Origin of the sequence: Shewanella frigidimarina NCIMB 400, assembly GCF_000014705.1 — a bacterium.
In the GTDB taxonomy this organism is placed as follows: Bacteria; Pseudomonadota; Gammaproteobacteria; order Enterobacterales; family Shewanellaceae; genus Shewanella; species Shewanella frigidimarina.
Map to the genome: position 1 here is coordinate 2,241,095 of NC_008345.1, position 12,503 is coordinate 2,253,597.

The 12,503-nt window shown below is 40.9% G+C and carries 9 protein-coding genes; 7 read left to right on the top strand and 2 right to left on the bottom strand.

The window, feature by feature from the left end:
- Positions 1 to 5: 5 nt before the first annotated feature.
- From edd to SFRI_RS09755, 4 genes are all read left to right on the top strand, one after another.
- On the top strand, positions 6 to 1,832 hold the full coding sequence (gene edd, locus SFRI_RS09740; protein WP_011637356.1) for a phosphogluconate dehydratase: 1,827 nt from the start codon (positions 6 to 8) through the stop codon (positions 1,830 to 1,832).
- 21 nt (positions 1,833 to 1,853) lie between these two features.
- Positions 1,854 to 2,498: a bifunctional 4-hydroxy-2-oxoglutarate aldolase/2-dehydro-3-deoxy-phosphogluconate aldolase gene (locus tag SFRI_RS09745; protein ID WP_011637357.1), complete on the top strand. Its 645-nt coding sequence runs from the start codon at positions 1,854 to 1,856 to the stop codon at positions 2,496 to 2,498.
- Between the two features lie 267 nt (positions 2,499 to 2,765).
- Positions 2,766 to 3,278 carry a DUF1993 domain-containing protein gene (locus SFRI_RS09750; protein WP_011637358.1) on the top strand — a complete coding sequence of 171 codons (513 nt, stop codon included), beginning with the start codon at positions 2,766 to 2,768 and terminating at the stop codon, positions 3,276 to 3,278.
- Between the two features lie 269 nt (positions 3,279 to 3,547).
- Entirely contained in the window at positions 3,548 to 4,243 is a 696-nt protein-coding gene (locus SFRI_RS09755; protein ID WP_011637359.1) for an aspartate/glutamate racemase family protein, read from the top strand.
- Positions 4,244 to 4,403: 160 nt separating this feature from the next.
- On the opposite strand, the gene adhE is transcribed toward SFRI_RS09755, so the two are convergent.
- The gene (gene adhE, locus SFRI_RS09760) at positions 4,404 to 7,001 is read right to left on the bottom strand and encodes a bifunctional acetaldehyde-CoA/alcohol dehydrogenase (RefSeq protein WP_011637360.1); all 2,598 of its coding nucleotides are present in this window, start codon (positions 6,999 to 7,001) and stop codon (positions 4,404 to 4,406) included.
- 727 nt (positions 7,002 to 7,728) lie between these two features.
- On the opposite strand from adhE, the gene SFRI_RS09765 reads away from it, so the two are divergent.
- The 3 genes from SFRI_RS09765 (at position 7,729) to SFRI_RS09775 (ending at position 11,331) form a co-directional block, all read left to right on the top strand.
- Positions 7,729 to 8,430: an HAD family hydrolase gene (locus SFRI_RS09765; protein ID WP_011637361.1), complete on the top strand. Its 702-nt coding sequence runs from the start codon at positions 7,729 to 7,731 to the stop codon at positions 8,428 to 8,430.
- Between the two features lies 1 nt (position 8,431).
- The gene (locus SFRI_RS09770) at positions 8,432 to 9,394 is read left to right on the top strand and encodes a sugar-binding transcriptional regulator (RefSeq protein WP_011637362.1); all 963 of its coding nucleotides are present in this window, start codon (positions 8,432 to 8,434) and stop codon (positions 9,392 to 9,394) included.
- Positions 9,395 to 9,594: 200 nt separating this feature from the next.
- Entirely contained in the window at positions 9,595 to 11,331 is a 1,737-nt protein-coding gene (locus SFRI_RS09775; protein ID WP_011637363.1) for a purine-cytosine permease family protein, read from the top strand.
- Here the strand turns inward: SFRI_RS09775 and SFRI_RS09780 are convergent.
- Complete coding sequence (locus SFRI_RS09780; RefSeq protein WP_011637310.1) at positions 11,306 to 12,499, bottom strand: IS4-like element ISShfr1 family transposase; 1,194 nt, start codon at positions 12,497 to 12,499, stop codon at positions 11,306 to 11,308. The two genes, SFRI_RS09775 and SFRI_RS09780, sit on opposite strands and share 26 nt — an antisense overlap.
- Between the last annotated feature and the right edge of the window lie 4 nt (positions 12,500 to 12,503).

Here is a 12,503-nt window from a genome sequence, read left to right on the forward strand (position 1 = left end):
TTACCATGCACTCAGTAGTACAAGCCGTCACCGATAGAATTATTGCACGCAGTAAACAGTCTCGTTCAACGTATTTAACAGCGTTAAATGATGCCAAAGCAAAAGGTGTTCATCGCAGCGCCCTAAGTTGTGGCAATTTGGCTCATGGATTTGCGGCCTGCCAGCCAGCGGACAAAGACTCTTTACGTCAACTAACGAAAGCTAATATTGGTATCGTAACCGCATTTAACGACATGTTGTCAGCGCATCAACCATACGAAACCTATCCGAATATGCTTAAGCAAGCATGTGTGGACGTAGGCAGTGTTGCGCAGGTTGCTGCCGGTGTACCTGCTATGTGTGACGGCGTGACCCAAGGTCAGCCTGGCATGGAGTTAAGTTTACTGAGTCGTGAAGTCATAGCAATGTCTACTGCGATAGGGTTATCGCACAATATGTTTGATGGTGCGTTACTGCTGGGTATTTGTGACAAAATCGTGCCAGGTTTATTAATTGGCGCGTTAAGCTTTGGTCATTTGCCGATGCTATTCGTGCCTGCGGGCCCAATGAAATCGGGTATTCCGAATAAAGAAAAAGCGCGTGTTCGTCAGCAATTTGCTCAAGGGCAAGTTGACCGTGCAGCACTGCTTGAAGCTGAAGCGAAGTCATACCATAGTGCTGGCACATGTACTTTCTATGGTACGGCTAACTCTAACCAGTTAATGCTTGAAATCATGGGCTTACAACTACCTGGTTCATCGTTTGTTAATCCTGACGATCCATTACGTGATGAATTAAGCAAAATGGCCGCTAAACAAGTTTGTCGTTTAACGTCTATGGGCACTCAATATACACCAATTGGTGAAGTGGTATCTGAAAAGTCAGTAGTTAACGGCATTGTGGGTATTCTTGCGACAGGCGGTTCTACTAACCTAACCATGCACATTGTTGCTGCTGCCCGTGCTGCTGGCATTATTGTTAATTGGGACGATTTTTCTGATTTGTCAGATTCAGTGCCATTGTTAGCACGCGTATATCCAAATGGACATGCTGATATTAATCACTTCCACGCTGCTGGCGGCATGGCATTGTTGATTAAAGAGTTACTAGATGGCGGTTTATTGCATGAAGATGTCAATACCGTTGCTGGCTTTGGATTACGTCGTTATACCCAAGAACCTCGTTTGCTTGACGGCGAACTTAAGTGGGTTGACGGTGTGACTGAAAGCTTAGACAAAGAAGTATTAACCCACCTTGCGACGCCGTTCCAAAGCAATGGCGGCTTGAAATTATTGAAAGGTAACTTAGGTCGTGCGGTGATTAAAGTGTCTGCTGTACCTGATACTAATCGTGTGATTGAAGGTCCTGCGATCGTGATTGATGATCAAAACAAACTCGATGCACTATTTCAGGCTGGTGAGCTTGACAGAGATTGTGTTGTGGTTGTTAGAGGTCAAGGCCCTAAAGCTAATGGTATGCCTGAGCTTCATAAGCTCACACCCTATCTAGGCACCTTACAGGACAAAGGTTTTAAAGTGGCATTAGTCACTGATGGCCGTATGTCTGGAGCCTCTGGTAAGGTTCCTGCCGCAATTCATTTAACCCCAGAAGCACTTGATGGTGGTCTGATTGCCAAAGTTGAAAACGGCGATGTGATTCGTGTTGATGCTACAACCGGTGAGTTAACTCTATTTGTTGACGAGAAAACACTTGCAAGCCGAACTGCAGGCAAAGTGGATTTACATCATTCAAGTTATGGCATGGGCCGTGAATTGTTTGGCGCGCTACGTAACAGTTTAAGCAGCCCAGAAACGGGTGCTCGCAGTACTAATGCGATTGATGAATTATATTAAAAATAAAAGGAAGTCGGTTATATGATTGAGCCTAATAATTGGTTGCTTCAACCTCAAGACGTATTTAAACGCAGCCCGGTTGTTCCGGTCATGGTAATTAATAAACTTGAGCATGCAGTGCCTTTAGCTAGAGCATTAGTTGCTGGCGGTATTAGTGTACTTGAAGTTACGCTTCGTACACCTTGCGCCCTTGAAGCGATTGCAAAGATTGCTAAAGAAGTACCTGAAGCACTTGTTGGTGCAGGCACTATTTTAAATGAAGCTCAGCTAAACCAAGCGGTTGCTGCTGGTTCACAGTTTATTATCACTCCTGGTGCAACTGTTGATTTACTAAAAGCAGCCAAGAAAGGCACTGTGCCATTGATCCCCGGTGTGGCTAGTATTTCTGAGATCATGGTGGGTATGGAGTTGGGTTACACTCACTTCAAGTTTTTCCCAGCAGAAGCGTCTGGTGGCGTTAATGCACTGAAATCATTCTCTGGCCCATTGTCTGATATTCGTTTCTGTCCAACAGGCGGTATTAGCCCTGCGACTTATAAAGATTACTTAGCACTATCGAATGTTGATTGTATTGGCGGCAGCTGGATAGCACCGACTGATGCAGTAGACAACGAAGAGTGGGATCGCATTACCCAACTGTGTAAAGAAGCGCTTGCTGCACTGTAATATCTTTATTGTGTGATAATTCAAAAACCAGCATCTGCTGGTTTTTTTATAAGCATTTACTGGTGTTTTATTATAAACCGTATACTGTTTAGCACATTGATGCCGCTTACTAAAATACTCATTAATCACTATGGTATGTGAGATAAACTTTTCCTAGCAGCACCATTCATCGCGATTCCATAAAATGATGATGAATGATCCACACAAATTTATTGATGGTTTAAGTCGATAACAAAGCAAGTCCATTTATATTAAGAGGTATTCTCAATGCTTTATGATTTAACGGTTGTTCAATTTAGTAAAATGCTTAATAACCTAAGTGCAATCCTTGTCAAAGGTGAAGGCTTTGCAGAAGCTAAAAAAATTGAAATGTCGGTGCTACTTAATTCACGTTTAGCCCCAGATCAATTTAACTTAACTCGTCAAGTGCAAATTGCGTGCGATACAGCCAAATTAGCCGTAGCGCGTTTAACTGGCCAAGAAGATAGTGCGCCAAAACATGAAGATAATGAGACGACATTAGCGGAGTTACAAGCTCGTATAGCTTCTGTTGTCGATTATTTAGCCACGTTTACAGCCGAAGACTTTACTGGTGCAGAAACTCGCAAAATTACTCATCGTCGTTGGGAAGATAAATATCTTACTGGGCGTGATTTTGCTTTGGAACATGCCATTCCTAATATTTATTTCCATGTGACAACTGCCTATGCAATTTTGCGCCATAATGGTGTTGAAGTGGGTAAAAAAGATTACTTAGGCGCAATGCCATTTAAGTCGTAAACAACCAAACGTTTATGCATTGATAGCACCATTTTATATGGCAACAATAAAACCAGCATTAGCTGGTTTTTTGTTACCTGCTTAACATGAATCTACGACAGTCAAGTAATCAATGTCAGTCATGACACCTTATCTCCATAAAGCGGTTAATGGACCCAAGCCTGAAAATAACAATATTGATCCGCCATTAAGCTTGTTATCCCATATTATGTTTCTATCATGGGAATAGTATTTTTATAGACGTACAGCATTCAGTGACAGGAGTGAGTATGAAAACAATCGGTATGATAGGTGGTATGAGTTGGGAGTCGACACTCAATTATTACAAAGCCATTAATCAAGGTGTTAAGTCTGCATTAGGTGGGCTGCATTCGGCCAAAATTTGTTTATACAGTGTCGATTTTGCTGAAATAGAAACCCTGCAACATAAAGGATTGTGGCACGATACTGCTATTCATTTAACCACAGCCGCTAAAGCGGTTGAAGCTGGCGGGGCAGACTTCTTATTGATTTGTACCAATACCATGCACAAAGTGGCTGATGATATCCAAGCACAAATCTCGATACCTATTTTGCATATTGCAGATGCCACAGCGGAGGTGTTGTTAGCCGATGGGATCAGTAAAGTCGGCCTATTGGGCACGCGCTTTACCATGGAACAGGACTTTTATAAGCAACGGATAAGTGATAACTATCCCATTGAGGTACTGGTTCCTTCACCACACGAGCAAACATTAATTCATGACGTGATATATCAAGAGCTATGTCTGGGCACGATAAATCCGCAATCACGACAATGCTATCTTGGCATTATTGATAAATTATATGAGCAAGGGGCTGAGGCGGTGATTTTAGGTTGTACAGAGATAGCCCTATTAGTGCAGCAACAACATACGCATGTTCCTTTGTATGATACGACTCAAATTCATGCCAATAAGGCCGTTATGCTGGCCTTAGCTAAGTAACCTCAACTCGGGATAATAAACGGATATCAAACAGTCCTTTGTCTCGCTAACTGAGTTGAATAGCCATAGGTTCATTTTCGGTGGGAATGTTAAGACAAAAAAACGCCTTACAATATTGTAAGGCGTAATGTTTAAAGCTTACTGCTTATTTTAGAATCGACTAGTCTTTATAAGCTCGGCCATAGAAGCTGTCTAATAGCACTTGTTTAAGCTCTTTAATCAACGGGTAACGTGGATTGGCACCAGTACATTGATCATCAAATGCATCTTCAGCAAGTTCATCCAGTTTGGCGATAAAATCTGCTTCATTAACACCAGCATCCTGAATTGATGCAGGGATACCAATGGTTGTTTTCAGCTGTTCGATTTTCTCAATCAGTTTTTCAACTTTTTGAGCATCAGTTTTACCACCTAGCTTTAAATAATCTGCAATGGCAGCATAACGACACAACGCTTTAGGACGGTCGTATTGACTAAACGCTGCTTGCTTAGTTGGCATATCTGTCGCGTTAAAGCGGATCACGTTAGAGATTAGTAGTGCATTAGCCAAACCGTGAGCTAAGTGGAATTCGGCACCTAATTTGTGCGCCATTGAGTGACAAACGCCTAAGAATGCGTTGGCAAAAGCAATACCGGCTATGGTGGCACCATTATGGACTTTTTCACGAGCGACTGGCGCTTTTGCACCAAATTCATAAGAGTCCGGTAGGTACTTAAACAATAGGTCTAATGCTTGTAGTGCTTGGCCATCACTGTATTCGTTTGCCATTACACTCACATAAGCTTCTAACGCATGTGTGACAGCATCAATACCACCAAAAGCGGTCAATGATTTTGGCATGTCCATGACTAAGTTAGGATCGACAATCGCCATGTTCGGTGTTAATTGATAGTCGGCAATAGGGTATTTCTTTCCGGTTACTTCATCGGTTACCACGGCAAAAGGAGTCACTTCTGATCCTGTACCTGAGGTTGTCGGAATGGCAACCATTTGAGCTTTAACACCCATTTTAGGGAATTTGTAAATACGTTTACGAATATCCATGAAACGCAGCGCTAAATCAGCAAAATCAACCTCAGGGTGTTCGTACATAACCCAAATGATTTTCGCTGCATCCATTGGTGAGCCACCACCTAACGCGATAATGACGTCCGGTTGGAAGCTTTGCGCAACTTTAGCACCTTGACGAACAATAGCTAAGGTTGGGTCGGCTTCTACCTCGTAGAACACTTCGGTTTCAAGCCCTTGTGCTTTAAGAATTTTTAAGGTTTCATTACAGTAACCGTTATTAAATAAGAACTTGTCAGTGATGATCAACGCGCGTTTTTTATCACTTAATTCTTCAAGTGCTATTGGTAAGCTACCGCGACGGAAATAAATAGATGATGGAAGCTTATGCCACAACATGTTCTCAGCCCTCTTAGCGACCATTTTTTTATTGATTAAATGACTTGGGCCGACGTTCTCAGAAATTGAATTACCGCCCCATGAACCACAACCTAGTGTTAACGATGGTGCTAGCTTGAAATTATATAAGTCACCGATACCACCTTGTGAAGCAGGTGTGTTAATCAAAATACGGGCTGTTTTCATTCTAAAACCAAAGGCTTTAACGCGTTCATCTTGGGTATCTTGATCGGTATACAAACCAGATGTATGGCCAATACCACCCAAGGTGACTAAAGCTTCCGCTTTGTCCATTGCCTCATTAAAGTCTTTTGCTTTATACATCCCTAATAACGGGGATAATTTCTCGTGAGCAAAGGCTTCAGCATCATTAATGTCAGTTACTTCACCGATAAGCACTTTGGTGGTACTAGGCACTTCAAAACCAGCCATTGCAGCTATAGACACTGCACTTTGGCCAACGATATCAGCATTAAGGCCGCCGTTTTTAAGGATCACACTCTGCATGGCTGCGGTTTCAGCTTTAGATAGAATATGACCACCGTGGCTGATAAAACGCTCTTTAACTTGCTTATAAATGCTGTCTACTACAATTACCGCTTGTTCAGATGCACACACCACACCATTGTCGAAAGTCTTTGACATTAATATAGAGCTTACCGCGCGTTTGATGTCTGCGGTCTCATCGATAACGATAGGTGTATTACCAGCACCAACACCAATGGCAGGTTTACCAGATGAATAGGCCGCTTTAACCATGCCTGGTCCACCAGTGGCTAAAATGAGGTTAACTTTCGCATGAGTCATTAACTGATTAGACAAGGCAACACTAGGTTGATCAATCCAGCCAATAATATCTTTGGGGGCACCTGCTGCAACGGCTGCATCTAAAACAATTCTAGCTGCCGTTGTGGTTGAGTTTTTAGCTCTTGGGTGCGGCGAAAAAATAATGCCATTACGGGTTTTTAAGCTAATAAGCGCTTTAAAAATAGCAGTAGAAGTAGGGTTAGTTGTTGGGACAATACCGCAAATAATACCTACAGGCTCTGCAATGGTAATGGTACCGAAGGTTAAGTCCTCAGATAAAATACCGCAGGTTTTTTCATCTTTGTATTTGTTATAAATGTATTCAGATGCAAAGTGGTTTTTAATCACTTTATCTTCTAATACACCCATCCCCGTTTCTGTTACGGCCATCTTCGCCAGAGATATGCGCGCATCTGCTGCAGCTAAGGCTGCCGCTCTAAAGATAGTATCAACTTTTTCTTGGCTAAAATTGGCAAACTCGGCTTGGGCTTTGGCCACGCGCTCAACTAATAAATCAAGCTCTTGTGTATTGGTGACTGTCATAGTGGTTTCCTTTAAAAATATTCAACAAATCAGTTTTGCAAAATATTCTTTGTAAATAAAATTACAACTTTAATGGGGTGTTTGCTGTGATGGTGACCACAAATGCATAACTAAATGTAATTTTATTACAGCAATTGGTTGTTTTATGAACGCTAATTATTGTTTGAATAGTAAACATCAATTTGTCTTGGTATGTAAACATTACCAACGTTGGTATGAGTTCATCATTAACACCAGTTTATAGCACCAATGTAATACAGACATCCGTGCTTCCTTTATTTTCTTGTCGCTTACCCTAGTACAAGTCTCAACCGAGAAAGCGATAATTTTTAATTGTTTTGCAATAGGAATAGTCTGTTTTTTGAACTTATTACATTGATGAAATAACAGACTGAATCACTATTTTGAAAATATTCTATTGAATTTAAATAACATTTTATGATTGAGCTACGTGTATAAGCAATAGCTAAAGCTCGTTTAGCTTATTTAATTAGAGAATTGTGATTGACATCAATATTTATAAAAGGGAATATGCTCACCAGCAGGGCATATGCTCAGTATTGGTGCGAATGTGTAATGTTGTTGGATTAATGATGTGACTCTACTGTGTAAACTTAGCTTAGTTGACTGCTTAAGTATTGTTATGGTGGATTGAACCTTGTGGTGTTAAGTTCAACAGGCTGTAAAATATAGTGAGTTATCTGACTTGATCGAGTAAGGCGAGCATATGAACATAAATACCCAATTAATAATATTCGACTGCGATGGGGTTGTGATCGACAGTGAGGTGATTAGCGCCAAAGTGTTAATCGATAAACTGGCTCTATTGGGCGCCTGCATTGATATGGCTTTTGTACAACAGCATTTTCTAGGCTGTCAATTTTCCACCGTCGCCGACAAAGTACAGCGTTTGCTCGCGATTACATTACCTGAACAGTTTGAAGCAGAATATCGTCAGCAGTTATTGATTGAGTTTGAGCATAATCTGACAGTAACCGATGGTATTAAATCGATATTAGCAGACTTGAAAGTACCGTATTGCATAGCAACCAGCAGCAGTTTACCGCGTACAACCAGAGCATTAGAAGTTGTAGGGTTAACGGATGTGTTTGGTTCAAATGTTTTTACTGCCAGCGAAGTTAAGCGAGGTAAGCCAGCACCTGATTTATTTTTGCATGCCGCTAAAAGTATGGGGATTGAGCCCCAACATTGTTTGGTGATTGAAGACAGCTTTTTTGGCGTCAGTGCAGCTGTAGCCGCCAAAATGCAAGTGATTCATTATATTGGCGGTGGTCATATAGTTGATAACGTTAGTGATGAGTTACACCCAGTGTCACAAGCTTATCCAGAGATAAATGTACTAAGTCATTGGCGCCATTTTAATCGTCTAATGCCAGCGTTATGCGTTGATACTGAATATAAGGGATAACATGGATAGCAAGTCGAATTCAGAACTCGCGCGATTAGAGCAAGCGGCAAGAGCAGCATGGTTATATTACGTCGCCAAGAATACTCAAGATGAAATTGCCCAAAAATTAGAAGTATCAAGACAGTCAGCGCAACGTTTAGTCGCATTAGCGGTTAGTGAAGGGTTAATTAAAGTCCGTTTAGATCACCCCATTGTTAAATGTATGGAGTTGGGCCAACAGTTAACGCAAGCTTTCAATTTATTGGAATGCGAAATTGTCCCCAGCGATCCTGCTGACGACAGTTCCGTGCATGGTTTAGCCCAATGTGGCGCAGGTGTATTAGAGCGGTACTTAAAATCTGAACAGCCTAAAACTCTAGCCTTTGGTACCGGACGAGCACTCAAAGCTTGTATTGATGAGTTACCTTCGATGCAATGTCCGCAACATAAAATAGTGTCGCTATTAGGCAATATGATGTTAGACGGTTCTGCATCAGCATTTGATATCGTGGTCAGTATGGCTAATCGAGTGCAGGCTAAACATTACCCTATGCCGTTACCCGTTATTGCTACTTCAGTGGCGGAAAAGCAGTTATTGCATGACTTAGCGCCGGTAAAAAGTATTTTTGAATTAGTTATACAAGCAGATGCTACTTTTGTTGGAATAGGGCACATGGGCGCAGAGTCACCATTATTGCTCGATGGTTTCATTAATCAGTCACAGTTAACCGAGTTAATTAATGACAATGCCACTGGTGAAATCATCAGTTGGGTGTACAACCAGCAAGGGCAGTTACTCGATCATTCAATAAATGAATTAGTGATGAGCTCACCGTTGAGGATTGATTCAAATAAGCCTGTTTACGGTATTGCTGCTGGCCAACATAAAGTTGATGCTATATTTTCAGCATTGCAAGGTCGCTTAATTAATTCATTGATAACCAATGAATATACAGCCGAAAGAATATTAGCAAAACTAAAATGAATGATTAAATAAACTTATTCTTGGAATTCAAGTTAGATCAATAACAAGTAAATATTCTATAAAAATAATATGAATATAAATGGGGTTATTATTTCAACTCAATAGAAATAATAAATAGTCAGTAAAGGAAAGACAGTATCACTTTATCATCGATTTTTGGTGAGGGTTTTACTTATTTTCTAAATAGGAATATAAAAACAATGACAATAAGTCAACATGAGGCTTCATTCAAACAAACGAATGAAGAGCAGCTGCCTGTAGCTAAAAATAAATTACATGGTTGGAAACACTTTGCAGGTTTATATGCTGGGGAGCATGTTGCCGCGACAGAGTTCGTTATTGGTGCCACTTTTGTTGCTCTAGGTGCCTCAACCATTGATATATTACTTGGACTATTAATTGGTAATCTATTGGCGATGTGTTCGTGGTGGTTATTAACGGCACCGATTGCTGTTGAAACTCGACTCAGTTTATATAACTATTTAAATAAGATTGCTGGCGACTCGATGACCAAGCTCTATAACTGGGCTAATGTGATTATCTTCTCGGTGATATCCGCAGCGATGATCACAGTATCGTCCACAGCCGTTCGTTTCTTATTCGACATTCCGGCACAATTAAATTGGTATCCCAGTAGTCTATGGTTTGTGATGATAGTATTAGCGGTAGGATCTATCGTCGTTGTGGTTGCCATGTATGGTTTCTCGACCGTGGCTGACTTTTCTAAAATTTGTGCGCCGTGGTTATTTGTTATCTTTATTGCGGGTTCATTTACCTTATTCCCAGTGTTATCAAATCATGTTATTGGCAGTACCACATTAACGGGCTGGCAAGACTTCATGACCATAGGTGACAGCTCAATTTGGACTGGATTAAATGACAAAGGTGAACCCGGTATCGGTTTACTTGAAGTGATAGGCTTTGCGTGGGCCGCTAACTCAATTACTCACTTCGGTTTGATTGACATGGCTATTTTCCGCTTCGCAAAGCGTAAAAGTTATGGTTTGATTTCAGGTGTTGGTATGTTCTTCGGCCACTACTTAGCATGGATTTCTGCTGGTATTATGGGGGCAGGTACCGCTGTACTATTAAAAACCACTATTACCCAACTCGATCCAGGTGATGTTGCTTACCATGCCTTAGGTTTTTCAGGCTTTGTGATTATCATTATCGCTGGTTGGACAACGGCTAACGCCAATTTATACCGTGCAGGCCTTGCCGCGCAGTCAATATTTGTTAATCATTCTCGTGAACGTACCACCGCCATAGTGGGCTTAGTCACTGTCGTGATAGCGTGTTTCCCATTTGTGTTTTCGCAGATGTTACCGTTACTGACGTATGCCGGTCTTTTAGTTGTACCAGTGGGTGGTATTGTATTTGCTGAGCACGTGTTATTCCCTAAGATTGGCTTAACCCGCTATTGGGCTAAATATCAAAAACTGTCAAAAAGCACACCGGCAATTGCATCTTGGGCATTAGCGTTAGTATTTGGGTTTGGTTTAAATAGTCTTGATATTATTTCATTCTATTACTTATTTATTCCAACGTGGATATTCACCATTATAATTTATACCGTATTAGCTAAAAAGTATGGTGCCGATTTAGATTATACAGGTGCTATATTATTAGATGAGAAAGAACAGCAACAAATAACAGAGTATCAAGATGAAATGGCTAAAGACGATAAGCCTCATGTTGAAGATGGCAGCAAACTCACTAAGTTATTAAATAGCTTCGCGGTGATCTCTTTGATGGTTATTAGCATACTGGCTGCGAAAGTGATGTTTTATAGCCCAACAATGACAATCTATGCAGAGAATAAGTCTTTATTTGAAACGGTTTGTTTTGTTTGTACGATAATTTATTTTAGTTGTTCATACATTGCTCTGAAACTGAGGGATCCCCACGAATTTAATAGCATGCTTGTGGGTCCTTGATTAAACTTTGTAACGTCTTTATTCCTGCTAGCCAGTGAGACTTCAACAACCTCAAATACTTATCTCTGTAGGCTCTTAATCCTATAAATTGGCTTGATAAAACATTACGATGTTTGATTGAATTCGCTTGGTATTGTCTATGCTTATCCGCTGCTTTAACTGCCAAACCTAGCAGGTTCAACATAAATTGAGATAGACAGGCAATGAGCAGTAGAACGCTTAATTTATCCTTAATTCTACTGCCACTATCATTCATTTTTAGACCCGTTTTAACATCTCTAAAGCTTTCTTCTATCTGCATTCTAGTCGCATAAATTTTTACGACTCGTTTGGCTGTAGCACTTGAATGACAAAGTGATGTAGCAAGTAACCAAGGCTCTTTTTCACGCTCTGCACTTGACCGAGATTGTTTGCTCCGTCTGGTTCTATCACCCGTTGCAGTTCTATCTTTTCTTCCTTTATCTGTACGTTTGAAGATCACTAAGCGTGAACAGAAAGACGCCTGCTCACCTAAAAAATATACCCCAAGATTCTTAGCTCTTGCACTTGCTTGTATGTATAGCCTTTTGACTGGATACCAATGATGAACAATCGTTTTTCTACAATGTGTTCTGTTTCTGAATCGCCCCACATAATCCCAATCAAGTGACAGTATTTGTTTAAACCATGGTATTCGAAATCCAGCATCAGTCACGATGATAGGCTTGCAGTCATTAGGTAGCATCGCCTTAAGTTTGGTCAAAAAGGATAGATGAGTTTTAGGCTTCTCTTTTTTGTTTAGCGGATGTATTTCTTCATAAAGTGTCAATGAGCGCCCTTGAGCCGCCAAAGATGCTCGAATGAGAAAATGCTGCTTACGGTCATCAAGATCTGACCAATCGATATGAATAATGGGTTGCTTCATTTTCCCGACGAGCAAGCAGGTCATACGGGTATAAATGAACTCAATATCACGATGAAGATAAGGATTACTACAAAGCCTATCAACCCGCTTAATCTTATGTTTTTCCTTGGCTTTACTTTCAATATCACGGCCAAGCCCTGTGATTGATAATGCTCCACCATTCATTGAGCTTTCAATTGCAGAGAACAGACTTTGTCGGCGAGTTTTGTGCATTAACGGGGTGACAAGTGAGAGGCATTTTGATAAAACTTGTTTTGCATTCATGGCA